General features: G+C 29.0%; 25 protein-coding genes. 8 read left to right on the plus strand and 17 right to left on the minus strand.

The features are described from left to right. Nucleotides 1-94 precede the first annotated feature (94 nt). Nucleotides 95-1447, plus strand: coding sequence for an MATE family efflux transporter (locus OXH55_RS05765; protein ID WP_418921830.1), 1353 nt, complete (start codon nucleotides 95-97; stop codon nucleotides 1445-1447). Nucleotides 1448-1472: 25 nt separating this feature from the next. Here OXH55_RS05765 and OXH55_RS05770 read toward each other — a convergent pair whose 3' ends face one another. From OXH55_RS05770 to OXH55_RS05790, 5 genes are all read right to left on the minus strand, one after another. Continuing rightward, nucleotides 1473-1709, minus strand: coding sequence for a hypothetical protein (locus OXH55_RS05770; RefSeq protein ID WP_268048723.1), 237 nt, complete (start codon nucleotides 1707-1709; stop codon nucleotides 1473-1475). Nucleotides 1710-1752: 43 nt separating this feature from the next. Continuing rightward, nucleotides 1753-2865: an ABC transporter permease gene (locus OXH55_RS05775; RefSeq protein WP_268048725.1), complete on the minus strand. Its 1113-nt coding sequence runs from the start codon at nucleotides 2863-2865 to the stop codon at nucleotides 1753-1755. Beyond that, entirely contained in the window at nucleotides 2846-3742 is an 897-nt protein-coding gene (locus tag OXH55_RS05780; protein WP_268048727.1) for an ABC transporter ATP-binding protein, read from the minus strand. Before OXH55_RS05780 ends, OXH55_RS05775 begins: the two co-directional genes overlap by 20 nt. 4 nt (nucleotides 3743-3746) lie before the next feature. Beyond that, nucleotides 3747-4124 carry a GntR family transcriptional regulator gene (locus OXH55_RS05785; RefSeq protein ID WP_268048729.1) on the minus strand — a complete coding sequence of 126 codons (378 nt, stop codon included), beginning with the start codon at nucleotides 4122-4124 and terminating at the stop codon, nucleotides 3747-3749. 243 nt (nucleotides 4125-4367) lie between these two features. After that, entirely contained in the window at nucleotides 4368-6392 is a 2025-nt protein-coding gene (locus OXH55_RS05790; RefSeq protein ID WP_268048731.1) for a methyl-accepting chemotaxis protein, read from the minus strand. Between the two features lie 216 nt (nucleotides 6393-6608). On the opposite strand from OXH55_RS05790, the gene OXH55_RS05795 reads away from it, so the two are divergent. The 3 genes from OXH55_RS05795 to OXH55_RS05805 are packed head-to-tail and all read left to right on the plus strand — an operon-like array spanning nucleotide 6609 to nucleotide 10120. Continuing rightward, on the plus strand, nucleotides 6609-7511 hold the full coding sequence (locus tag OXH55_RS05795; RefSeq protein ID WP_268048732.1) for a D-alanine--D-alanine ligase: 903 nt from the start codon (nucleotides 6609-6611) through the stop codon (nucleotides 7509-7511). A gap of 28 nt (nucleotides 7512-7539) precedes the next feature. Further along, a complete protein-coding gene (pdxR, locus tag OXH55_RS05800; protein ID WP_268048734.1) occupies nucleotides 7540-8991 on the plus strand; it encodes a MocR-like pyridoxine biosynthesis transcription factor PdxR in 1452 nt (483 codons plus the stop codon). Between the two features lie 55 nt (nucleotides 8992-9046). Beyond that, the gene (locus tag OXH55_RS05805) at nucleotides 9047-10120 is read left to right on the plus strand and encodes a GerAB/ArcD/ProY family transporter (RefSeq protein ID WP_268048736.1); all 1074 of its coding nucleotides are present in this window, start codon (nucleotides 9047-9049) and stop codon (nucleotides 10118-10120) included. A 40-nt stretch (nucleotides 10121-10160) separates the two neighbouring features. Here the strand turns inward: OXH55_RS05805 and thrB are convergent, their stop codons facing one another. Next, nucleotides 10161-11051, minus strand: coding sequence for a homoserine kinase (thrB, locus tag OXH55_RS05810; RefSeq protein WP_268048737.1), 891 nt, complete (start codon nucleotides 11049-11051; stop codon nucleotides 10161-10163). Between the two features lie 271 nt (nucleotides 11052-11322). Here thrB and OXH55_RS05815 point away from each other — a divergent pair, with 271 nt between their 5' ends. Genes OXH55_RS05815 through OXH55_RS05830 form a run of 4 tightly spaced genes read left to right on the plus strand, consistent with a single transcriptional unit; the run spans nucleotide 11323 to nucleotide 16182 of the window. Then, nucleotides 11323-12822: a spore germination protein gene (locus OXH55_RS05815; protein ID WP_268048738.1), complete on the plus strand. Its 1500-nt coding sequence runs from the start codon at nucleotides 11323-11325 to the stop codon at nucleotides 12820-12822. Then, nucleotides 12803-13960 carry a Ger(x)C family spore germination protein gene (locus tag OXH55_RS05820; RefSeq protein ID WP_268048740.1) on the plus strand — a complete coding sequence of 386 codons (1158 nt, stop codon included), beginning with the start codon at nucleotides 12803-12805 and terminating at the stop codon, nucleotides 13958-13960. The genes OXH55_RS05815 and OXH55_RS05820 overlap by 20 nt, the downstream gene beginning before the upstream one ends. 10 nt (nucleotides 13961-13970) lie before the next feature. Beyond that, the gene (locus tag OXH55_RS05825; RefSeq protein ID WP_268048742.1) at nucleotides 13971-15047 is read left to right on the plus strand and encodes a GerAB/ArcD/ProY family transporter; all 1077 of its coding nucleotides are present in this window, start codon (nucleotides 13971-13973) and stop codon (nucleotides 15045-15047) included. A 58-nt stretch (nucleotides 15048-15105) separates the two neighbouring features. Next, entirely contained in the window at nucleotides 15106-16182 is a 1077-nt protein-coding gene (locus tag OXH55_RS05830; RefSeq protein ID WP_268048744.1) for a GerAB/ArcD/ProY family transporter, read from the plus strand. Between the two features lie 35 nt (nucleotides 16183-16217). Here the strand turns inward: OXH55_RS05830 and OXH55_RS05835 are convergent, their stop codons facing one another. From OXH55_RS05835 to ribE, 11 genes are all read right to left on the minus strand, one after another. Next, complete coding sequence (locus tag OXH55_RS05835; protein ID WP_268048746.1) at nucleotides 16218-17891, minus strand: putative ABC transporter permease subunit; 1674 nt, start codon at nucleotides 17889-17891, stop codon at nucleotides 16218-16220. Beyond that, nucleotides 17884-18609 carry an ABC transporter ATP-binding protein gene (locus OXH55_RS05840; RefSeq protein WP_268048748.1) on the minus strand — a complete coding sequence of 242 codons (726 nt, stop codon included), beginning with the start codon at nucleotides 18607-18609 and terminating at the stop codon, nucleotides 17884-17886. Before OXH55_RS05840 ends, OXH55_RS05835 begins: the two co-directional genes overlap by 8 nt. A 52-nt stretch (nucleotides 18610-18661) precedes the next feature. Then, nucleotides 18662-18835 carry a glycine zipper domain-containing protein gene (locus OXH55_RS05845; RefSeq protein WP_268048750.1) on the minus strand — a complete coding sequence of 58 codons (174 nt, stop codon included), beginning with the start codon at nucleotides 18833-18835 and terminating at the stop codon, nucleotides 18662-18664. A 131-nt stretch (nucleotides 18836-18966) separates the two neighbouring features. Then, complete coding sequence (locus OXH55_RS05850; RefSeq protein ID WP_268048752.1) at nucleotides 18967-19488, minus strand: spore maturation protein; 522 nt, start codon at nucleotides 19486-19488, stop codon at nucleotides 18967-18969. Nucleotides 19489-19525: 37 nt separating this feature from the next. Beyond that, complete coding sequence (locus tag OXH55_RS05855; RefSeq protein WP_268048754.1) at nucleotides 19526-20101, minus strand: nucleoside recognition domain-containing protein; 576 nt, start codon at nucleotides 20099-20101, stop codon at nucleotides 19526-19528. A 180-nt stretch (nucleotides 20102-20281) separates the two neighbouring features. Further along, entirely contained in the window at nucleotides 20282-20593 is a 312-nt protein-coding gene (locus tag OXH55_RS05860; protein ID WP_268048756.1) for a YbjQ family protein, read from the minus strand. Further along, nucleotides 20574-20804: a hypothetical protein gene (locus tag OXH55_RS05865; protein WP_268048758.1), complete on the minus strand. Its 231-nt coding sequence runs from the start codon at nucleotides 20802-20804 to the stop codon at nucleotides 20574-20576. Before OXH55_RS05865 ends, OXH55_RS05860 begins: the two co-directional genes overlap by 20 nt. A 299-nt stretch (nucleotides 20805-21103) precedes the next feature. Further along, nucleotides 21104-21763, minus strand: coding sequence for an HAD family hydrolase (locus OXH55_RS05870; RefSeq protein WP_268048760.1), 660 nt, complete (start codon nucleotides 21761-21763; stop codon nucleotides 21104-21106). Between the two features lie 62 nt (nucleotides 21764-21825). Beyond that, nucleotides 21826-22287, minus strand: coding sequence for a 6,7-dimethyl-8-ribityllumazine synthase (gene ribH / locus OXH55_RS05875; protein WP_268048762.1), 462 nt, complete (start codon nucleotides 22285-22287; stop codon nucleotides 21826-21828). A 1-nt stretch (nucleotide 22288) separates the two neighbouring features. Further along, nucleotides 22289-23515: a bifunctional 3,4-dihydroxy-2-butanone-4-phosphate synthase/GTP cyclohydrolase II gene (locus OXH55_RS05880; protein ID WP_268048764.1), complete on the minus strand. Its 1227-nt coding sequence runs from the start codon at nucleotides 23513-23515 to the stop codon at nucleotides 22289-22291. Between the two features lie 15 nt (nucleotides 23516-23530). After that, on the minus strand, nucleotides 23531-24184 hold the full coding sequence (gene ribE, locus OXH55_RS05885) for a riboflavin synthase (protein ID WP_268048766.1): 654 nt from the start codon (nucleotides 24182-24184) through the stop codon (nucleotides 23531-23533). Between the last annotated feature and the right edge of the window lie 4 nt (nucleotides 24185-24188).

The raw sequence follows: 24188 nt of genomic DNA on the forward strand, positions 1-24188 counted from the left end.
ATATTAAATAACATCTTTGTTTTAAATCATCTTGTCTTATTTTCGTCTATCCATTAATATAAATAGGAAGTATTATGTTTTCAGAAAGGGAAATATTATGTTTAATAAAAATACAATTAAGGACGTTCTATCTCTTGCTCTACCTGCAGTTGGAGAAATGACTTTATACATGATGATATGGGTGTTTGACACAATGATGGTAGGAAAGTATGGTGGAAGAGTTGCCGTAAGTGCTGTGGGCTTAAGCTCTGAAATTTTATATACCTTTATCAATATATTTATATCTGTGGGTATTTCTGTTGGAATTACATCATTAGTGTCACGAAGATTTGGTGCTAAACAATATGATTCTGCTGAAGAATATGCATCTGTAGGCTTTTTTATAGGAATTATTATTTCTTTATTTATATCTATAATAATGTTTGTTTTTTCAAAACACATTCTTACACTGGCACAAGCTAAAGATGATGTTATAAACCTTGGGGTTACCTATATGAGAATCATTTCCTTTGGCCTTTTCTTTAATATGCTAACAAGCATGTTTAACGGAATTGTTAGAGGTTATGGAAATACCAAAACCCCCCTTTTAATATCTGCACTTATAAATGTAGTAAATCTTAGCTTAGATTGGATTTTAATATTCGGTAGATTTGGATTTCCAGAACTAGGGGTAAAAGGAGCGGCTATTGCTACATCCACAGCACAAATAACCGGTTTTATATTTGCAATAATTTATATGTTAAGAAAATCCAAAATTAAGATTAGAATTAAATATATAAAATCTTTAAATAAGAATAAGTTAAAACAACTATTAAAACTAGCTATTCCTTCTTCAATGCAGGAAGGAGCATTCTCCATAAGCAGACTTTTAAACACATTTATGATAATGCATATAGGTGCTACTGCATTCGCTGCTAATCAAATAACCACCACAATTGAATCAGTATCCTTTATGCCTGGATGGGGCTTTGGTGTGGCTGCAACTACTTTAGTTGGACATAAAATAGGAGAAAAAAATTATAAAAAAGCAAAAGAATATGCTTTTACATGCACATTTCTTGGTGCATTATTTATGGCTTTATGTGCATTATTTTTCTTAGTTTGTCCAGAATTCTTAATAAAGTTATTTATCACTAATACTGAAAAAGAAGTAATACGAATTGGAATCTTGTGTCTCATGGTGGCTTCTGTTGAGCAAATTCCTATGGGAATTTCTCTTATTCTTGGTGGAGCACTAAAAGGATCTGGTGATACCAAAACTCCATTTAAGGTTTCTTTCGTTTCCAGCTGGTTAATAAGACTTCCTTTAATGTTCTATTTTATATATGTACTAAAAGTATCTGTAGTATATGTATGGTGGGTAACAGCTATTCAATGGATATTTGAAGGAGTAACCATGTTTATCTTGTTCAAGAGAAAATTTAAGCATATAAAAGAAAGCATATAGTATCCTCCCAATACTATATGCTTCTTTACTTTAACAACTTTTTTATAGTAACAATAACAACCTTATTGAAGTTTAAATCTATAGTTTTCTTATAACCAATAACTACTTTTTCATTATTTTTTCTTTTAGTCTTAGTCATAATTTCTAAATTAGTTTTTAACTCTCTTTCCATTGATATGCTTTGAGACTTTATGCTCATAACTCCAATAATAGCAACTAAAACTATTATCCGGGCAACTGATTTAAAAATTCTTTTATTCAAATAATCCCCCACTCTCATATCTAATTCCCATTAGCAAGTTAGATTATTTATTACTACTAGCACAGATTTTAATAGCTTTATTAGATATAAAATATCCTACAACACTCCCTATAACTAAGAAAATACCTATAACAATTTTATTATTATCTGCATATCCCAAACCAAATATAGCACTAAGCCAAAGTCCTGAACAAATAGCCACACCATACTTAAATACTGGCTCTAAAGCAGAGAATAAAATTAAGTTTCCGTTCTTTTCAAAGGCATTTCTCTTATATGCATAAATTGATAGTGCAAAGAATATGCACAGTATTATCAACAAGGCTATAATTTTAAAATTATAGTTATTATAAATGAAATAATGATCACCATAATAAGTAAACTCTTTTGAAACTTTATCTTTGCTTACTTCTATCCATTCGGTTCTATTAAAATCATATAAATTCAGCTTTCTAGCTATTCTATCTATATTTATTATAATTTTATCTTTCCATGATAATCCGGCATAAACTTGTATTAGTGATGAAATTATTGATAGTATAAAAAATGGTACAAATATTATAATAACTCCCACTATAGAACCTGTAATGTTCTGTCCCATTAGGGTCTGAACAAAAAATAATATAGTAAAAATAGACATGTACATAAGCATATGAAGCAATGACCACTTCAAAACAATACTATAGGAATCTTGAATATATTTAATATTGCTTATATAAAACACTGAAAGTGCAATAAATCCTATAAAGCAACTAATAAATATACTTAGCATACCCATGTACCATTTAGTTACTATTATATCTTTTCTTTTAAAAGGCATAGAAGCTAAAAGCCCATAGGTTTTGTTCTGTCTTTCACTTCTAAAAAGAACAACAACGAGTATAACCAAGCAGCCTATCATAAAAACACTAAACATTTCATTATCATGACCTAATAAAGCCTGATTAAACCAATACTTTATATGTAATGGAAAATCTTTTGTTGCTATTGGTATATCGCAATATTTTCCATCAGCTTCAATCTCTTTAATCCATTTTAAATGGCTCATAACATTCATTATCTTTGTAAAGAATATACCTAAAGTCATAAGTAATGTAATCCATCTTACACTTTTCCATTCCTTATAAACTAAAGGATTACGCCAAAATCTTTTCATTCTTTTTTCCCTCCTCCATAGAATAAATAAACATATCCTCTAAGCTCAAATCAATTTCTTCTACAAACATAGCTCCATGACTAAGAAGTTTTTGTTCCAACTCCTTAGAATAATTCTTTGTAATAATATAATTAACCCTTCCTAATTTTTCTACAGTCATAATCTCATTCCAAGAAGAAAAGTCTGCTGAAACTTTATCTTTAAATACTACTTGAAGCTTTTTAATACTGTCCTTCATAGCTTCTATATTATTTATATATTTTATTTCTCCCTTGTCCATTATGGCAATGCTATCGCAAATTCGCTCTAAATCATTTAAATGATGAGAAGAAATAAATATAGTTGTATTTCTTTCAGCTACCTCTTCCATTAAGATGCTCATAAGCTTTTTCTTAATAATAGGATCTAACCCTGATGTTGGTTCATCTAAAATTAAAACTTCTGGTTGAATACTTAAATTAAGCATCAAAGATACTCTCATTTTCATTCCCTTTGAAAGTTCCCTTATTCTTTTTTCTTCTGAAATCCGAAAAATTTTATTAAGCTCTTTAAATCTTTCTAAAGAAAAGTTAGTATAAGTCATTTTATAAAACTCAACTAATTCTTTTATTTTAAAAGAAGAAAAATATTGATTTTGGTCTGCCACATATCCTATTTTTTGTTTTACATCTGAATTTTCAAAAACCTCTTGACCATTTATTTTGATTTCTCCTTCATCTGCTTTATAAATTCCTGTTAAGCATTTGATTAAAGTAGTCTTTCCTGCTCCGTTTTCTCCAATTAATCCAAATATGCTTCCCTTCTCTACTTTTAGATTTATATCCTTTAATATCTGCTCATCTCCTAAATTCTTACATAAGCTACTTATTTCTATCATATACTCACTCCCTTAATTCTTTATAAACTTCTTCTAATAAATTAATAACTTTATCCTTCTCCATCCCCATATAGTGAGCTTCTATTACTATATTTTTCATCTGTTTTTTAAGCACTTCTAATTTATCTTTATCAATCTTTGCTTCATAATTACTAGCAACATAAGTACCTTTTCCTCTTATAGTTTCAATAGCTTTCTGTCTTTCCAGTTCTTTATATGCTTTACTGATAGTATTAGGATTAGTTGTAAGAATAGCTGACAATTCTCTAACAGAAGGTAATTTATCTCCGGGCTGCAAAATACCTTTTATAATATTTTCCTTTATCCCATCTACAACCTGTTCATAAATAGGTTTGCTGCTTCTACTATCTATATTAATCAAAGTTACACCTCCTAACTGTATTACGTGTATTAAGTGTATTAGTTTAAGTAGTACACTTATAATATAGTCCGTTTTAGATTATTTGTCAATATATAGATAATAGAAATTTTGTTATAGTTGAGTTTAAACATTAAAAAAGCTCTCCAATTTATAAAAAATTAGAGAACTTTCTTTTTACTTACTAAGAAATTAGAATTTCTTAGTGAAGTGAACCGTCTTTATAGCAATATATACTTTGTTTTTTTATATTTTAAAAATATTTACTGCTGCTGATAATTCTTGTACCATTGAATCAAGATGTGTAACAGAACCTGCTAGTTCTTGTATAGATGCTGCCTGTTCTTCTGTAGATGCAGACATTTGTTGTGAAGATGCAGCTGTTTCTTCTGAAACTGCTGAAACATTTTGTAATCCTTCAACAACTTTTTCTTTATCTTTGTTCATATTTTCTAAAGATTTATTCATATTTTCTATTTTAGTAGTAATATTCTCTATATTATTTGATACGTTTTCAAAAGTTCTTTCAGTTTCATTAACAGCTTCTATTTGTTCTCCTGCAACCGTCTTCACATTTGAAACAATGTCAACTGCATTATTTGTTTTATTCTGTATTTCATTTATAATATTTGCTATTTCCTGCACTGAATCTGATGATTGTTCAGCAAGTTTTCTAACTTCATCTGCTACAACAGCAAAGCCTTTTCCTGCTTCTCCTGCTCTTGCAGCTTCTATTGCCGCATTTAATGCAAGAAGGTTTGTTTGTTCAGCAATACCACTTATAGCATCTGTTATAGCTCCTATATTTCCTGAACTTACTTTAAGCTCATCCATAATCACTGATACCTTATTTACTTCATTATGGCTTTCTTCCGATTTTTTCAAAAGAATATCAACTATTACTTTAGAATTCTTATTAATTTCTACTATATGCTCTGAATTACCTTTCATATCTTTAGAATATAAATTTAAATTCTCTATCTCACTTCCCAACTTATCTACTTTATTTACAACATCTTCTACACTTTCAGATTGAGTTGTAGCTCCTTCGGCTATTTGTTGTACAGTCTTTGCCACCTCATCAACAGATAAAGATGTGTTTTCTGAGGTATTAACTAAAATACCAGCTGTTGAGGAAACTACTTCTACAGATTTATTTATTTGCCCTACAAGTTCTCTCATTTTATTTGTCATTTCATTAAAACTTAAAGACAATTCTCCAAATTCATCCTTTGATTTTATATCACTTTTTACTGTTAAATCACCCTTAGCTGCTTCTCCCATAAATGCCACAAGTTTATTAATTGGATTTGTAATACTTTTTGAAATCCTACTACCTATAAATATGGCCAATAATATTGCAATAATTGCTATTATTAAATTAATATTACGCATATTCATTACTACTTCTTCCATATCATTAAGCTCACGAGTAATCATTAATGTCCAATTCACATTGGGAATAGCAACATAAGCATGTACTTTTTCTTTCCCTTCGTATGTGTATTTTTCTAGTTTAGGGTCATTATTTTTTCCTTCGTTAGTATTCTTAACCATTTGTTTATCTTTTTCATTTTCAACTATTTTGGTTATTTGACTCTTATCAGGATGGGACAATATCATTCCTTGTGAATCAACCAAATATGCAAATCCAGTTTTTCCTATTTTTACTTGTTTAAGACATTTAGTAAAATAATCTGCATATACTGAATTAACCATAACTCCAATTATATTATCGTTTTCATCTTTAACAGGTGCAGAGAATACAATAACTCCTTGACCAGTTACTCTTGATACTAATGTATCACTAATATAAGTCCCATTCATCCCATTTATCACGTATTTTCTATCTTTTACATGTAAATTTTGTAAATGCTTTTCCTGACTATCTCCTATATCTTCGCCAATTGTATCTACAATAAATAAATGTTCATGATCTTGTAATTCGTTCATTCTTTCTTTTAGCATTGTATTAACATTATTTATTTCATTTGCATGAGTTACATAAAAACTCTCTTGTAAATTTGTTTGTCTTAATTTACATATCTCAACTATCTCTTTTCTAGACGCCATAAGCTCTACTTCTTTTTTTTCTCCTTCCATTAAAGCTTGGATAATTTGATTTTCTTCTGCGCAAGTACCTAATAACGCTGCATTATTTTGTTCTCTGATGGTTTTGGAACTAAAACTAAATCCTAAAAAACTGGTAACTACTACAACTACAGCTACTAAAACGGCAATCATAATCGGTAATTTTTTCATTATCTTCATATTTATCCATCCCCTTGAATAATAAAGTATTTATTATTAAATTATACATAAAATATCTTTTTTTAACAACTTATTGTAAGAATTTACACCAAATCCTTTTTTGTGCACCTCAAAATCTTTAACCACTTACAATTAAAATTAGCGTTATAGTGGTTCTTTTTTATTTATATAGAAAAGGTAAAATGTAATTAAGAATACTTTTGGAGGTAATAAAAAATGATGATTGGAGTTATAATGGGGGGAACCTCCTCAGAAAGAGAAATATCTTTACTAACTGGTAAAGAGATCATAGAAAATCTTGATAAAGAAAAATATGAAGTTTTACCTATGCCTATAACCACTGGATTTGAACTTATAGACAAGGTTAAATGCATAGATTTTGCCTTTATCGCATTACATGGTACCTTTGGAGAAGATGGAAAAGTTCAATCTGTATTGGAAACTATTGATATACCTTATTCAGGCAGCGGCGTTTTATCAAGTGCTTTATGTATGGACAAAAATATGAGCAAAAAAATACTAAAAGCTGAGGGAATTAAAACTCCTGATTGGATTATGGTTAAAAGTTTAGAAGATATAGATTATAATATATTAGAGAAAATGGAATATCCTTTAGTAATAAAACCTAATTGCGGAGGTTCAAGTATTGGTACTTTTATTGTAAAAGATAATACACAAGTAGAAAAAACAGTTTGTGAAGCATTAAAATACGATTCAGAAATTGTTATAGAAAAATATATACAAGGCAAAGAACTAACCTGCTGTATTTTAAATGGAGAAGTTCTGCCTATGATTTCAATTAAACCTAAATCTGAATTTTTTGATTACAGCTCAAAATATGATGCTGGTGGAGCCGAAGAAAAAATTATTGAATTACCTAGTGAATTAAAGAATAAAGTAGAAGATATAGCAACCAAATGCTGGAATGTATTTAAATGTAGTTCTTATGCTAGAGTTGATATTATATTAAAGGATGAAGAAATTTTTGTACTTGAAATAAATACCTTACCTGGAATGACTAAAAATAGTCTTTTCCCTAAGAGTGCAAAAGCAAAAGGTATAGGCTTTAGTCAGTTACTAGATCATATTATAGAATATTCAATAGAAAAAGAAGATTAAAAATTAAGTTTGAAATAGAGGTGCTGAAATGTTTTCGGATATAAACCTAAATAAATCAAAACCAATTTACATTCAGATTCACAATTATATAAAAGAAATGATAGAAAAAGGCATGCTTCCTAGTAGAAGTAAACTTCCTTCTACCAGGGAACTCTCAAAAATACTTAATGTAAGTCGTAATTCTATAATGAAAGCATATGAAACTCTTGAAGATAATGAATTGGTTTATACCCTAAAAGGAAAAGGCACCTTTGTATCAGATATTAAAGTAACTTTAAAAGACAAATGGGACATTAATTGGTCAAATAAGATAAATGATTATGCCAAACTGGCTGAAGAACTGGACATAATCAAAAACGAAGTTCAATATAAAAAAGGTATGATATCTTTTAAAAGTATATCTCCTGATGAAAGTTTATTTGAAGTTGAGGAATTCAAAAGAGCTTTCCTTAATAGAATTTCTATTGAAGGAGAAAAGATTCTAAACTACGGCTATGCTCAAGGATATAAACGATTAATAGACTATCTCATGGAGTATATGAAAAGTAAAGGTGTTAATATAAATAACAAAGATATCTTGATTACTAACGGATTTACGGAAGGATTTGATATAGTTTTATCTTCTCTTACCCAAAAAGGAGATACTATTATTTGTGAAAATCCAACTCATAATACAGCCTTAAAAATTATGAAACTCAAAGGCTTAAATATACTTGGCATAGATGTAGAACATGATGGGTTAAGCATAAAAAAATTAAAATCAACACTTCAGCAAAATAATATAAAAATAGGATACCTAGTTCCTTCTTATCATAACCCTACAGGAATTGTAACCTCTTCAGAAAAAAGAGGTGAAATATATAATATATTTAAGGAGCATAATGTGCCTATAATCGAAGATGGATTTAACGAAGAACTTCTTCATTTAGGCTCTCATATTGCTCCTATGGCAGCTTTTTGTGGTGAAGGAAATAGTATTATATATATCGGCAGCTTCTCAAAAATACTTTTCCCAGGCATGAGAATTGGTTGGATTCTTGCAGATAAGGGGCTTATAAGCATATTGGAAAGTGTAAAGAGAAGCAGAAATATTCATACCTCTTTTTTAGATCAGGCACTGCTTTATGAATATATGAAAAGCGGAAATTTTGAAAAATATCTAAAAAAGACAAGAAGATTTTACAAAGAGAAATATGAACTAGCAGTACAATTGGTTGCTAAGTACATTCCTTGTGAATTTATTATGGGCGATGGGGGGCTTCATATATTTACAAAATTAAAAGGAATTGATTCTAGAGAATTGTTAAAGCATTGCTATAAGAAAGGAGTAATTTTTACTCCTGGAGATATATTTTATACAGATGGTTCCGGGAAAGATACCCTAAGACTTGGATTCTCACGAGTCAGCATGGAAGATATGAAAAAAGGCTTTAAAATAATTGGAGAAACTATTAGGTATATTAAAACATCTTATTATTAATAATAAAATTAAAACTGCTAATATTCAATATATAAATTTTAGGAGAATGATTGCAATGAATCCATCCCAAAATGAAGTTTTAACTCCAAGTCAACTTATTTTTATAGTAAATGGTTTACTGATTGGGGTTGGAATTTTAATTTTACCTAATAGTTTGGTGAAAATTACACAACAGGATGCATGTATATCTACTGCCATAGGAGCAGTATATCCATTATACATATGTCTAATAATTACATATATAAGTAAAAAACACCCTAACCATAATATACTTTTTTTAAGTAAAAAATACTTAGGTAACTTTATGGGAAGTATAATGAATTTATTATTTTTAATTCCATTTATATTTATTATATTTACAGTAACTCCAAGTATCACAAATATACTAAGAATCTATTCTGCAGAGTTTTTAAGCCCTTTTAAATTGATAATTATTATAACTGGTGTATGCTTATACACTGCATATAATGGTATAAATTTAATTGGTGAAATATGCAAAATTATTTTTTATGTTTCTTTACCATTAATAATTCTTCCATTATTTGCTGTTCAAAAATCAAGTATTTTAAATTTACTTCCTGTTTTCGGCTCAGGATTTAATAATATATTAAAAGGAAGTATAGAGACATTATATTCCTATACTGGTCTAGAACTTGTACTTTTAATTTACCCTTATGTAAATGATAAAAAGAAAATAAAAAATTCCTTACTTAAAGGAATTTTTTTAACCACGCTTATATATGTATGGTGTGTATTTATAACAGTATATTATTTTGGATTAGATTTAACTAGTAAAAGCTTATGGCCTGTATTATCTGCATCAGAAATTATAGATATACCTATCATAAACAGCTTCAGGTACCTGTTTATGCTTTCGTGGACTCTTATATTACTTAGATGCATAACTATCTATTGCTTTATTGCAGTGTATATTTTAAAGGATTTTATGAAAAAAACTGACACTAAAAAAATTTACTTTTTTATTTATCCTATATTAGTTTTTTTATCAACGTTTTTTACTAATGAAATAACAAGGAGAAACTTTTTAGTAAAAGTAACTCCTATAATGGTGATATTTTTAGTCATATATGTCTCTTTTATAGCATTATTAGTTCGTATAAAAGGTTAACCCCAAACATTATACACACTATATGTCTTATGCATGAAAATTATAAAATAGTTGTTCCCTCAACGTCAGCCTCTAGTAAGTGGACTTCCCACTTATCCTGTAACTTATTTAAAAAGCTGGTCATCTTTTTCTCAAAACCTTTATTATTTTTATCCACCAATGCCATAAGAGTAGATCCTGAACCACTTATAAACTCTGCTAAAGAACCATATTCACGTGCACCTTCAAATATTTTTTCAGCATCACTTATTAGATTTATTCTATAATTTTGATGAATTCTATCCTGTGTGCTTACTCTAAGTTTATCTAGTTCTCCATTATTCATTGCATTAACAAACATAGCAGCTCTTGAAATATTAAAAATACAATCTCCATTACTATAATTTGGTGGAAGAACATGTCTAGCTTCCTCTGTACTCAATTTAAAATTTGGAATCATGACAAACATTCTTAGATCATTAGGAATATTCACTTTTGAATATATTACCTTATCTTCATCCATCAATGAAACAACCATTCCACCTATTACTGCAGGTACAATATTATCTGGATGTCCCTCTATCTCCACAGCTTCCCTTATTATATCATCAGTGCTAAGTACATTCCCCATCAAAGCATTAGCTGCAGTAATTCCTGCAACTATACAAGCAGCACTACTTCCAAGTCCTCTTGAAATAGGTATATTGCATTCTTTGACTTCTATTTTAAATCCATGATAATCATACCCATATTTGTTTAGAATTTTTACAAGGCTTGTATATATTAAGTTATCTTCTAAAGGTATTTCAGAAGGTTTTCCCTCTTGAATAACCTGAATTCCCTGTTTAATTTCTTCTATCCAAATTTCATTATAAAACTTTAGTGCCATTCCAAAGCTATCAAAGCCAGGTCCCATATTTGCAGTAGTAGCAGGTATTCTAATTTTTATCATATAACACACCCCTTTTATATAAATTGAGCCTCTTTTGTTTTTTACGCAAATACATTTGTCTTTCATATACGTATATATTAACAAATATTATATATCACACTTCATATTTTTTCAATATTTAAAAATTTCACACCTATATTAAGATTACCTAACCCGCCACATACAATGCTTAAAAATAGATTCATACTAGAAAATAATTTCTACTAATAATAACATAAAAAAACGTTAAAACTATTTGTAAGTAAATCTATCTAAAAGTGGGGTATCTATTATGCAAAGTGAAAGTCTTGAAAAAAATATAAACAAGATAATCAATATCATAGGGGCTAAAAGTAATTTAGTCATAAAAGAATTCTTTATAGGTGAAAAACGCCCACTAGAAGGTATTGTTATATATATGAATGGTTTAGCAAATAAAGATACTATAAACAGAGATATATTAAATCCTTTAATGCATAATGTATATGAAGATTTAACAGGAACAGAGGATATTGGTTTATATCTTTGTAAAAGATATATTTCTTCCAGCAATACTACTGTAGTAACAAACATATATACAGCTTCTCAAGAGTTGAAAAGAGGAAAAACTATCATAATTGTATGTAATTCAAATGAATATATAATAGTTGATACCAAAGGTGGCGAGTATCGTTCAATAACAGAACCTACATCTGAGACCGCTATAAGAGGTGCCAAAGAAGGATTTGTAGAAAATTTAGAAACTAATATAAGTATTCTTAGAAGAAGAATAAAAGATAAGAGTTTAGTTATAGAAAAATTAATAGTAGGAAGACGTTCTCAAACTGATGTAGCTATTATTTATATACAAGATATTGTTGATAAAAATATAGTTGATGAGTTAAAGAAAAGACTAAACGCTATAGATGTAGACTTCATCACTGGATCAGGTCAGATTAAGCAATATATTGAAGACTATACTTATACCCCTTTTCCACAAACCTTTGGTAGTGAAAGACCCGATATAATTGAAGCTAATTTAATGGATGGAAGAGTTGCTGTTATCACAGAAGGAACTCCCCATGTATTTACAGCACCTACTTTATTTGTAGATTTTTTTCATGCAGTTGAAGATTATAATCAGAGAACTGCAGTAACATCATTTACAAGAATACTTAGAATCCTAGCAGTTTTTATAGTTATAACCCTTGCTCCTATATATTTGACATTATTAAAATTTAACGAAGAACTTATACCAGTAAAATTTATAACACCTATTATTCAGTCAAGAGTAGGTATATCTCTCACTCCTTTTTTAGAAATTTTATCTATGCAAATTGTAATTGAGTTTTTAAGAGAAGGTGGACTTAGACTTCCAAACAAAATAGGTCAAACATTAAGCTTAGTAGGCGGTATTATTATAGGCGATACAGTTGTAAAGTCAAAAGTAGTTAGTCCAACTACACTTCTTATAATAGGAATTACTGTAATAGCTACCTTCTTAATACCTACCTATGATATGGCCCTTGTAATAAGACTTGTTCAGTATCCAATGCTTTTACTCGCAAATTTTTTGGGCATATTTGGTATAGCTGTTGGATGGTATTTTTTAATGGTTCATCTATGTTCACTAGATAGCTTTGGTGTTCCTTATCTTCAGTTTAATAAAAATGACTTAAAAGATATCTTTATAAGAGCTCCATTATGGAAAATGAATAAACGTCCAGAATCTATTCCTAATATTAACCCTACGAAACAAACAGACTTTAGAAATAACTTTAAGGAGAATAATAATGAACAAAACCCAAAATAATACTTTTACTTCCAAAGCCATGAATAGCATCAATAGATTTAAAATATTAATAATACCTATGTTAATCTTAATTGTTGCTGTATATTTAAATTCTGGAGTTGATGTTGTACCTGTAGAAGAAATTGATATTGTTACAGGGGTTGGAGTTGATATTGGCGAAAGGTCAAAAGATGATATTTTATATAAGATATCTATAAACAGAGATATTTTTCAAGAAGCTAAAACTTTTAGTGATGTAATTGAAGGTGATGGTAAAACACTTATATCTACAAGCGAAGATAGACAAAGAAAAAGTAATAAAAAATTTGTATTTGGACTTGAAAAAGTAATTATTTTAGGTGAAGAATTTGCAAAATATGGTATAAGACCTTTTATAAACACAACCTTCTCAGATCCTCACATAAATGATAAAACATGGCTAATTGTTTGTAAAGGGACCGCTGTTGATCTATTAAAATTTAAAATTACAGGATATGCAAGTTCTTCTGATTACATGGAAGGAATTATAGGAAATGCTAAGTTTTATAATTTTTTTCCAGAAAATTATAAACTAGTAGATTCATATGTAAGAATTGATGAAGAAGGTAGAGATCTTTCGGTACCATATGTAGAAATAAAAGATGGTTATGTAGAAATTACTGGTATGGCTTTATTTAAAAAAGATAAAATGGTAACTAAAATTGGCTTAAAAGAAGCTAGAATCATGAGTATTTTAAAAGAAAAACACTCTAAAGGCATACTTTCTATTCGAAAAAGCCCAAAAGAATATGTAGATTATGTAACACAAGTTAAAAGAAAAGCTAAATGTAATAAAACTGGAGATAAATATGAGTTTACTATAAATTTAGATTTTACAGGAGATATAATGTGCAATGAATTATATGGGGATTTCTTAAAGAATCCTAGTGAAAATAAAAAGTTTGAAAGTGACATGAAAAAAGAAATAGAGGAAATGTGCTACAATTTCTTAAAAAAAATGCAAAACGAGTATAAAATAGATGCTCTTGAACTAGGAAGAATCGCCGCTGCTAAATATGGAAGAAATCCAGAAACAGATTGGAACGAAATAGTTTCTAATTCTGATATAAAAATCAACATTAAAGTTAGTATAGATAGATATGGAAGAGGAGATTTTTAGGAGAATAATTATGATGAGTAAGTCAAAAAATGAAAGTTTAACTCCAAGTCAATTTATTTTTGTAATATATGGTTCACTGCTAGGAATTGGATTTTTAGCTTTCCCTAACTCTTTAGTGAAAATTTCACAGCAGGATGCATGGATATCTACTATCATAGGAGTAATATATCCATTATACATTAGTCTTATGTGCATATATATAAGCAAAAAATACCCTAACCATAATATACTTTTTTTAAGCAAAAAATATTTTGGAAATTTTCTGGGGAATATTTTGAATTTATTATTCTGCATTCCATTTATTGTGATAGGATTATCATTAACTTCAGGTTATGCCAATATAATGCTAGTATATTCTACAAAATTTTTAACTCCTCTAAAATTAATAATTGTCATAACTGCTGTATGCTTATATAGTTCATATAAAGGTATAAGTTTAATTGGGAAAATATGCGAAATCATTTTCTATATTACTTTACCCTTTCTACTTATTCCATTATTAACTCTTAAGAAATCAAGTATTTTAAATATATTTCCTATTCTAGGTTCAGGAATTACTAATATATTAAAAGGAAGTATTGATACCATGTATTCCTATATAGGTTTAGAATTTATACTTTTAATCCACCCTTATATGAATGATAAAAGCAAACTAAAAAGCTCATCACTTATAGGAGTGTTTTTAACTATGCTTTTATATGTGTGGATTGTATTTATAACAATATACTATTTTGGAATAGATGTAACCAGTAAAAATTTGTGGCCTTTTTTAGCTGCCTTAGAAATTATAGATATACCTATGATAAATAATTTTAGATATTTTTTTATACTTTCATGGAGTTTTCTACTATTTAGATGTCTAACTATCTATCACTTTGCTATAGTATATATTCTAAAAGATTTTATGAAAAAAACAGACGTAAAAAAAATTTACTTTTTTATTTTTCCTATATTTGTTTTTTTATCTACATTTTTAACTAATGAACTAACTAGAAGAAACTTTTTAGGAAAGGTAACTCCTATAATGGTAATATTTTTAGTTATCTATGTCTCTTCTATAGCATTATTAGTTCGTATAAAAGGATGAAATATACTTATTTACAATATTATTATTTATAAAATAATAAATTTTCAGGAGAATAATTATGATAAATAAGATAAAAAATGACATTTTGACTCCAAGTCAATTTATTTTTACAGTGTTAGGTACAATGTTGGGTCTTGGAATTTTAAGTTTACCTAATACTTTAGTAAAAATTTCACAGCAGGACTCATGGATATCTACTGCCCTAGGAGCAGTATATCCATTATATATTAGCCTTATATGTATATACGTAAGTAAAAAATATCCTAACCATAATATACTATTTTTGAGCAAGAAATATTTTGGAAATTTTTTGGGAAGTATATTAAATTTATTATTTTTAATTCAGTTTACGATATATTCATTCGGAGTATCTTCAGGATATACCAATTTAACTAGAGTATTTACTGCTGAATTTTTAACTCCTCTAAAATTGATAATTGTTATAACTACTGTGTGTCTATATACTGCCTCTAAAGGTATACAGGTAATTGGTAAAATGTGCGAAATCATTTTTTATATAACTTTACCATTAATATTCCTTCCATTATTCGCTCTTAACAAATCAAGTATTTTAAATTTACTACCTATCTTTGGCTCAGGATTAAGTAATATATTAAAAGGGAGTATAGAAACAGTATTTTCATATACAGGTATAGAAGTCTTATTCTTAATATATCCTTACATAAATGATAAAAATAAAATAAAAATCTCATCACTTAAAGCAGTATCTTTAACTGCGTTTATATATATATGGATTATATTTATAACAATATATTATTTTTCATTGGATGTAACTAGTAAAAGTTTATGGCCTTTTTTATCTGCATCAGAAATTATAGATATACCTCTTATAAACAATTTTAGATATCTTTTTGTACTTTCATGGAGTTTTATTATACTTAAAACTATAACTATACAATACTTTATTGTAGTTACTATCCTAAAGGATTTTATGAAAAAAACGAATCCGAAAAAAATTTACTTTTTTATTTATCCTATATTAATTTGTTTACCACTATTTTTTACTAATGAAGTTATGAGAAGAAACTTTTTTGGAAAAGTGATACCCCTTACAGTAATATTTTCAATCATATATGTATCTTCTATAGCATTATTAGTTCGTATAAAAGGATAAAGAATAATGCCTAGAATCAACATTATTCTTTATTACTAGTTGTTTATATTATTGTATATTTGAACTCCTTTAGTCATAAGAACTCTAAAAAGCATAAAATCTATAGTACCAAATACCCCTATAATTAATATAGTAGCTGTTACTAGACTTAACTTAAACTTAAATACAATAAATACTGTAATAGCAGCTATTAAAACACAAGGAAGTGAGTTTAGTAATATGTTCATATTTTGTTTTACAGCCTTTTGCTCATTATCCCAATCTAATTTAGGTCTATATAAATCGATAAGTATACCAACAAAATTACTGAATAAAATTCCTAGTAAACTTACCAATCCAATTAACACAACTATAATCTTTGGAGGTTCAAATAAGATTAATAAAGCTACCAAAAGCATGACCATACTTATAATTCCCAGAATAAATGCTGATAAGACTTTTGCAACTATTTGTTTTTTATAGCTAATAGGCAAGTACTTATTAATATAAAAATTCTTACCCTCTCTTGATATGCTAGTACAAGCTATTGGACTATTTGAGGTTATAAATACTATTAAAGCAAAGCCAACTACAACAACTAAAGCAGCTATTCTTGGATTATTTATCACCATTCCTAATTCTTTGAAGTTTCCTATTCCTTGAGGACTTGCCAGCATTGGTATAAGTAAAAATACTGGCCATAAAAAATTCATTAATACGCAATTCATAAAATATGCTGGTGTTCTAAATAATATTTTTAATTCCTTAATTAAGTATGTTTTAAATACTGAGTTTTGAACTACTATTTTATCAATTTCAGCTTCACTTAATTTTTTTCTCTTTGATTTAGTCTCAGAAATTCCCACTACACCTTTTAGATATAGCCCTTCTCCTACAACTATAAATATACCTATAGCTAAAATTGACATAGCTATAAAAATTGCCATATTTGTAATTCCTGTTATATTACTGCTTTCTAATACAGCTAATGAAGCAATTTTAGAACTTGGGAACATTCCTGATACAATATTCACCAAAGAATTATTGCCTTCTACAAACATTTGCTGAAGCGTCTCTGGATTTAAAGTACTTTGGGAAGTTCTCTGAATAAATATATTGATTCCCAAACTTAAAAATAGTATCAGAATACCTCCTACTATCCTAAATCTATCTTTGTTTTTAGCTATACCTGTAAACCTCATAATAACCATAACTATTACAGAAGCTAATACAAGAGGTATTATTGGTAATGTTAAAAAAATTAATGTACTAAATATATAATATAAAGCACCAGCACCACTTTCGAATCCATAAACTATTATAATTGGCAGCAGTACTAATAATTCAGTGATATATTCATAAATTAAAACTACAACAAATTTTGCCCCTAATATTTCTGACGGTCTAAAGGGCAAAGGTAATAAATTATCTATGTCCATAGAAAAATAAAAAGTTCCCATAACATAAAAAATACCAAAGAAGAATGCCACTAAACTTACTAAAACAAAACCAAAGCTTAAAATAACACCCTGTTGATTAATGAAAGAAAGTCCCTCATAAAGTGATGAAACAAACTCCCCCATCATTATTGCTAAAGGAAGGAAACATGCTGCCAATAATAATTTTAGTGAAATAGATTTTAATTTACTATTTTTATCACTTTTTTTATTACCCCAAAAATCCCCGCTAGTTTTTAATAATACTTTAGTTAATGCTATAAACCTACTCATCTTCTGTCATCTCCAAGAACATTTTTTCTAAGGATTCGTTTTCTTTAGCATGTTCTCTCATATCCTGAATCTTTCCGCAAAATAATATCTTTCCTTTATTTATAATTGCAACTCTATCACAAATCTTTTCTGCAACTTCTAAAACATGAGTTGAGAAAAATACTGTTTTACCACTATCGGCATGTTCTCTCATCATTTGTTTTAATGTATATGATGATTTTGGGTCAAGCCCTGTCATAGGCTCGTCAAGAATCCATACTGGTGGTTCATGAATTAAAACTCCCATTATTACTATTTTCTGTCTCATACCGTGAGAGTAACTTTGAATCTGATCTCCTAAAGCAGTAGTCATTTCAAATCTTTCTGCTAGACTTTCTATTCTTCTTTTTCTCTCTTCTTTTTGCACACCATATATATCTGCCATAAAATTCAAATATTCTAATCCTTTAAGTCTTAAAAACATATCTGGACTGTCTGGCACAAAACCAAATTGTTTTTTTACTTCAAGTGGACTTTCCTTTATATCTATTCCATTTATTTTTATACTTCCAGAATCAGAATTTGAAATTCCTGTAATCATCTTTATAGTAGTAGTTTTACCTGCTCCATTTGGTCCTAAGAACCCAAAAATCTCTCCATCTGGAATAGTTAAATTCAAGTTATCTACAGCTTTTACCTTTCCATTGTAGCTCTTTGTTACATTTGTTATCTCAATCATAGTTCTTCTCCTCACCTTTTATCCGTAAATAATTTCAAACTATTCATTTGTATTAATTATGAGAAACAATCCCTAATATTATTCCTGCAGCTAGTCCAATTATAACTGCTAATATTATTTTACCAAAAATAGCTCCAAAGCATGCTCCCAAGCTTACTCCTAAGATTAATTTGTTAGATTCAAGTCCTTTTTCTTTAACACCATAAGTTATTTCTGTTTTTTTCATTTTTATTCCCCCCAATTCCCAAACCCCAAAATCTCTTTTATAACTCCATTATATATTATTATTAACTCATTATCAATTATAAATTACATTATTATAAGTTATTTTATACCTTTTATTGATTATATCTATAGTTACTTGAACATAATTCTTGCTATAGTAACTGCTGCTACTACTGCAGTTAAATCAGCCATTATAGCTGCCCAAAGAGTATGTCTTATTTTCTTTATATTTACAGCACCATAATAAACTGTTAGTGTATAAAATATAGTTTCTGTAGAACCTATTATTATTGAAGCTACAAGACCTATATATGTATCAGCTCCATATTGATTTAATATATCCATATAAATACCCTGAGCTCCACTACCTGATAAAGGCTTTACCATTACAAGTGGAACAACCTCTGGTGGAAGTCCTATAAATTTAACTATAGGCTTTATAAGCTCTATGAAATATCCTAAAGCTCCTGATTCTCTAAATACACCTACTCCTAAAAGCATTGCTAGTAAATATGGATATATGTTAAAGCATAACGTAAGTCCCTCTTTAGCTCCTTCTACAAAACACTCATAAACCTTTACACCCTTAGCCATCCCGTAAATTACTATGAATCCCATCAATATAGGAATTATAGAAATAATAATATATTGCATTAAACCCCTCCCACTTTTTAATCAATAATTTATCAAATTAAAAAAATCTCTCTAGTATTTTGCAATATATTATTCCCATAATTGCCGCAGTACCTGTTGCAATTATAGCTGGTATGATTATAATTCCTGGATTCTTTGAACCACAAGCCGCTCTCATAGAAATAACAGATGTTGGTAAAAGTTGAATGCAAGCTGCATTAATCACTAAGAAAAGCGCCATATCATTAGTTGCAGTATCCTTTTTAGGATTTACCTTCTCAAGTTCTTCCATAGCTTTAATTCCAAAAGGAGTTGCTGCATTAGAAAGCCCTAACATATTAGAGGTTAAATTTAATAATATACTTCCCATAGCATTTTCATTTTTTGAAACATCTTTAAAAAGTAAATTTAATATAGGCTTTAGAACCTTTGCTAATTTCTCTGTAACTCCACTCCTTTGAGCAATTTTCATAATTCCGCTCCAAAGGCACATCATTCCTATGAGTCCTATTAATAATTCAACTGATGCTTCTGTAGAATCTATTATTGATTTTGATATAATATCTCCTTTACCAGTAACAAGTCCAAATATTATTCCAAAAATCAATAAGAAAAACCAAATAATATTTATCATAATATATCACCCTATCCTTATATGGAATTTATTAATATATATGATAAATATTCATGATGTATGGCAAAATAATAGACAGTTTCAAAATTTATACTATAATTAAGTAAAATTGTAAACTGCCCCTAAATATAAATTTAAAAATAAAATATTATTAACTGGTTACTAATCACTAGTAACTGGTTACTTAAACTTTACTGCTGTACCATAAACTATCACTTCTGCAGAACCCTGCATTATTGCACTTGTTGCATACCTAATATTTATAATTCCGTCTGCACCTAAAGATTGAGCTTCCTGAACCATACGCTTTGTAGCAATAGCTCTAGCTTCATTCATCATTTCGGTATAAGCTGCAATTTCTCCACCAACTAGTGTTTTAAGACCACTCAAAATATCTTTTCCCACATTTTTAGAATTAACAACTGAACCTTTTACTATAGATAAAGTCTCAAGCTCTTTTCCTGATATATAATCAGTACTTACTAAGATCATCCTCATCTTCCTCCTTTATTTCCTTAATTCTTTCTATCGCAGTATAAATTAATGCCCCTACCACTGCCAAGGTCGCCCCTATAACTAGTACTAAAAACATACGATTTATTCTTGATTCTAATACTCCAAATATAATTCCTGAAGCATATAATAATATTATTCCTGCTACAATTACTGTTATAACAATTACAGATACTATTTTTCTTTTCATTTAAGTATCCTCCATATACAATCAAATCATCTTACATCTAATAATCAAATAATAAATAACTAACTGCAGTTAATTAGTTAGTTATTTAGTTAGTTATTTAGTTAGTTATTTATTATTATTATACTCAATACTATGCTAAATTAAATATTATTATAGTTAATTTAAGGAATTTTTAAGGAGGATTTAAGAATTAGATAAAAACTGATTTTTTTTACTTTATTATAAATAAAAGGATAGTAATCAAAGCTTTAAAAAACTCCTATAACTATCCTAATTAAACATATGGCTAACTCTGCAAACTATAAATATTCTTTTAGCTCCCTTATATCTTTTATTATTATATCTGCCTCATCAAGCTCTCCTTCTAATCCAAAACCATAATCACAACCTATAGTATATATATTATTCATTTTTCCTGCCTTCATATCATGATGTCTATCTCCTACAATCACCATATTTTTAGGATACTTTGTCATAACCTTTGCTAAAAACTCATATTTAGGTATGTATTCATACTGCTGTGCACAAGCTAGTTCTTCAAAGTATTTATCTAAATTAAAAGCTTCATTATGCATGTCTTTATAATAATGGCTGCAGTTACTTACAAACACCAAACGATATCCTTTTGATTTTAAATATTCTAATGTTTCTAAAGCTCCTTCATATAAAGCCGCTTTTTTCTGCTCAACTAATGATTTCATTTCTGCTCCAACCATTTTTCTAGCTTTAGTCTGCATTTCTTTAGAAAGCTCTGGCATAAATTTTGCCCACATATCTATACTGTTAAAGCCAAGCCAATATTTAATCTCTTCATCTTTTAAGTCTCTAGGCTCTGCTAATCCCTCTTCTACCAAATATGAATATGCTTTGTTTAAAGCTGGCTTATAAATATTCATGCTGTCATGAAGTGTTCCATCATAATCAAAGAAAATTGTTTTTACGTTTTTGAAAATATCCATATATTTCTTCCTTTCCGTAAAGTAATAAACTGACTGTAAATATACAGTCAGTTTATATTATACTAAAATTGTTTTAATATATTAGCCATTTCAATAGCAGTTATTGCAGATTCATATCCTTTATTTCCTGCTTTAGTTCCTGCTCTTTCAATTGCTTGTTCTATAGTATCTGTAGTAAGCACTCCAAATATTACAGGAACCTCTGTTTCTAAACCTACATGTGCAATTCCCTTTGATACTTCGCTAGATACATACTCAAAATGAGCAGTAGCTCCTTTGATAACAGCTCCTAAGCATATAACTCCATCATATTTACTAGACTTAGCCATTTTCTTTGCAACTAGAGGTATTTCAAAAGCTCCTGGTACCCATGTAAGCTCTATATCTTCCTCTTTAACTCCATGACGTTTTAAGGCATCTAATGCACCATCTAATAATTTACTTCCTATAAATTCATTAAATCTTCCTAATACTATTCCAAATTTTAAACCTTCTCCAATTAAATTTCCTTCATAAACTCTCATCTTACTCTTCCTCCTCTAATTTGTCGAAACATAACATATGCTCCATTTTTTCTTTTTTAGTTTTTAAATAAAATATATTTGATTTATTAAATTCCATTTCAATAGGCACTCTTTCAACTATCTCTATTCCATAGCCTGTTATTCCTGACACTTTTTTAGGATTATTAGTCATAAGTCTTACTTCTTTAACTCCAAGATTTTCAAGTATTTGTGCTCCAATTCCATAGTCTCTTAAATCTGGTGCAAAACCTAATGCTACATTAGCTTCTACAGTATCCATACCTTGGTCCTGAAGTGCATAAGCTTTTATCTTATTAACAAGACCTATTCCTCTTCCTTCTTGTCTCATATACAGAAGAATTCCTCTTCCTTCTTTATTAATTGCAGTCAAAGCCGCAGCTAACTGATCCCCACAGTCACATCTTAGAGAACCTAACACATCTCCTGTTAAACATTCTGAATGTACTCTGATTAGCACAGGATCTCCATTTTCTACATCACCTTTAACTAAAGCAACATGTTCTTTTCCAGTTAATTTTTCTCTGTACCCTACTATTTTGAATTCTCCATATTTTGTAGGTAAATTTGCTTCTCCTTCTCTTTCTATTAAGGTTTCATTTTTTCTTCTATAAGCAATCAAATCAGCAATAGTTACAATCTTTAAATCGTGTTCTTTAACATATTTCATAAGTTCTGGAACTCTTGCCATAGTTCCATCTTCACTCATTATTTCACATATAACTCCTGCTGGCTTAAGTCCTGCTAACTTTGCAAGGTCTACAGCAGCCTCAGTATGTCCTGCTCTTTTTAAAACTCCACCTTCTCTAGCTTGAAGTGGAAATATATGACCTGGTCTTTGGAAATCTTCTGGTTTTGCATCTTCCTCTACAGCCTTTAAAACTGTCATTGCTCTTTCATGAGCTGAAATTCCTGTAGTTGTTCCTACAGCATCTATAGATACTGTAAAAGCAGTTCCTTTTGCATCTGTATTGTTAGATACCATTTGATTTAAATCTAGCTTACTTAATCTTTCCCCTGTCATAGGCATGCATATTAATCCTCGTCCGTACTTAGCCATAAAGTTTATAGCTTCTGGAGTGGCTTTTTCAGCAGCCATCAATAAATCGCCTTCATTTTCTCTGTCCTCATCATCTACAACAACTACTATTTTCCCATTTTTCACATCTTCTATTGCTTCTTCTATAGTATTAAATCTAATTTCTTCCATTTTTACACACTCCCCTTATAAAAATCCATTTTCTTTTAAAAAATTCATATCAATTGAACTTTTAGGTTTTTCCTCTTCTTCACTATGTCCTAAAAGCTTCGCAACATATTTCCCAATCATGTCACATTCTAAATTAACCGTATCTCCTACCTTCTTTTTTAAAAGTGTAGTTTCATCCTTAGTATGAGGAATTATAGAAACTTTAAAAATTTCATTGTCCACATAAGCTACTGTTAAACTTACTCCATCAATAGCTATTGATCCCTTCATAACTATGTATTTAAGAATGTTACTAGAAGCTCCTATACTTACCCATGTAGCATTATCCTCTTCTTCAAATTTCTTTATTGCACCAACCCCATCAATATGACCACTAACTAAGTGTCCTCCTAATCTGTCTCCTACCCTTAAAGCTCTTTCTAAATTAACTTTGTCACCTTTTTTTAAGTTATCTAAACTACTTCTTCTCATAGTTTCTGCCATAACATCTACCACAAAACTGTTCTTGCTAAACTCTGTTACAGTAAGACATACACCATTGGTACTTATGCTGTCTCCAAGCTTTACACCCGCAAGAACCTTCTCTGCCTTTATTTTTATCTTTGCAGATTTTACCCCTTTGGTTACTGTATCAATTGTTCCTATTTCCTCAACTAGTCCTGTAAACAACTTT

Origin of the sequence: Clostridium ganghwense (assembly GCF_026735165.1) — a bacterium.
Lineage (GTDB): Bacteria > Bacillota > Clostridia > Clostridiales > Clostridiaceae > Clostridium_H > Clostridium_H ganghwense.

Excerpts from the sequence above, each read along its gene's own strand:
- OXH55_RS05795 (WP_268048732.1), top strand. The coding sequence starts at position 6,609 with ATGATGATTGGAGTTATAATGGGGGGAACCTCCTCAGAAAGAGAAATA.
- OXH55_RS05845 (WP_268048750.1), bottom strand. The coding sequence starts at position 18,835 with ATGAAAAAAACAGAAATAACTTATGGTGTTAAAGAAAAAGGACTTGAA.
- OXH55_RS05825 (WP_268048742.1), top strand. The coding sequence starts at position 13,971 with ATGATGAGTAAGTCAAAAAATGAAAGTTTAACTCCAAGTCAATTTATT.
- pdxR (WP_268048734.1), top strand. The coding sequence starts at position 7,540 with ATGTTTTCGGATATAAACCTAAATAAATCAAAACCAATTTACATTCAG.
- OXH55_RS05835 (WP_268048746.1), bottom strand. The coding sequence starts at position 17,891 with ATGAGTAGGTTTATAGCATTAACTAAAGTATTATTAAAAACTAGCGGG.
- OXH55_RS05880 (WP_268048764.1), bottom strand. The coding sequence starts at position 23,515 with ATGGAAGAAATTAGATTTAATACTATAGAAGAAGCAATAGAAGATGTG.
- OXH55_RS05790 (WP_268048731.1), bottom strand. The coding sequence starts at position 6,392 with ATGAAGATAATGAAAAAATTACCGATTATGATTGCCGTTTTAGTAGCT.
- OXH55_RS05860 (WP_268048756.1), bottom strand. The coding sequence starts at position 20,593 with ATGATCTTAGTAAGTACTGATTATATATCAGGAAAAGAGCTTGAGACT.
- OXH55_RS05865 (WP_268048758.1), bottom strand. The coding sequence starts at position 20,804 with ATGAAAAGAAAAATAGTATCTGTAATTGTTATAACAGTAATTGTAGCA.
- OXH55_RS05805 (WP_268048736.1), top strand. The coding sequence starts at position 9,047 with ATGAATCCATCCCAAAATGAAGTTTTAACTCCAAGTCAACTTATTTTT.
- OXH55_RS05830 (WP_268048744.1), top strand. The coding sequence starts at position 15,106 with ATGATAAATAAGATAAAAAATGACATTTTGACTCCAAGTCAATTTATT.
- OXH55_RS05840 (WP_268048748.1), bottom strand. The coding sequence starts at position 18,609 with ATGATTGAGATAACAAATGTAACAAAGAGCTACAATGGAAAGGTAAAA.
- OXH55_RS05855 (WP_268048754.1), bottom strand. The coding sequence starts at position 20,101 with ATGATAAATATTATTTGGTTTTTCTTATTGATTTTTGGAATAATATTT.
- OXH55_RS05775 (WP_268048725.1), bottom strand. The coding sequence starts at position 2,865 with ATGAAAAGATTTTGGCGTAATCCTTTAGTTTATAAGGAATGGAAAAGT.
- OXH55_RS05820 (WP_268048740.1), top strand. The coding sequence starts at position 12,803 with ATGAACAAAACCCAAAATAATACTTTTACTTCCAAAGCCATGAATAGC.
- OXH55_RS05815 (WP_268048738.1), top strand. The coding sequence starts at position 11,323 with ATGCAAAGTGAAAGTCTTGAAAAAAATATAAACAAGATAATCAATATC.
- ribH (WP_268048762.1), bottom strand. The coding sequence starts at position 22,287 with ATGAGAGTTTATGAAGGAAATTTAATTGGAGAAGGTTTAAAATTTGGA.
- OXH55_RS05850 (WP_268048752.1), bottom strand. The coding sequence starts at position 19,488 with ATGCAATATATTATTATTTCTATAATTCCTATATTGATGGGATTCATA.
- OXH55_RS05780 (WP_268048727.1), bottom strand. The coding sequence starts at position 3,742 with ATGATAGAAATAAGTAGCTTATGTAAGAATTTAGGAGATGAGCAGATA.
- OXH55_RS05870 (WP_268048760.1), bottom strand. The coding sequence starts at position 21,763 with ATGGATATTTTCAAAAACGTAAAAACAATTTTCTTTGATTATGATGGA.
- thrB (WP_268048737.1), bottom strand. The coding sequence starts at position 11,051 with ATGATAAAAATTAGAATACCTGCTACTACTGCAAATATGGGACCTGGC.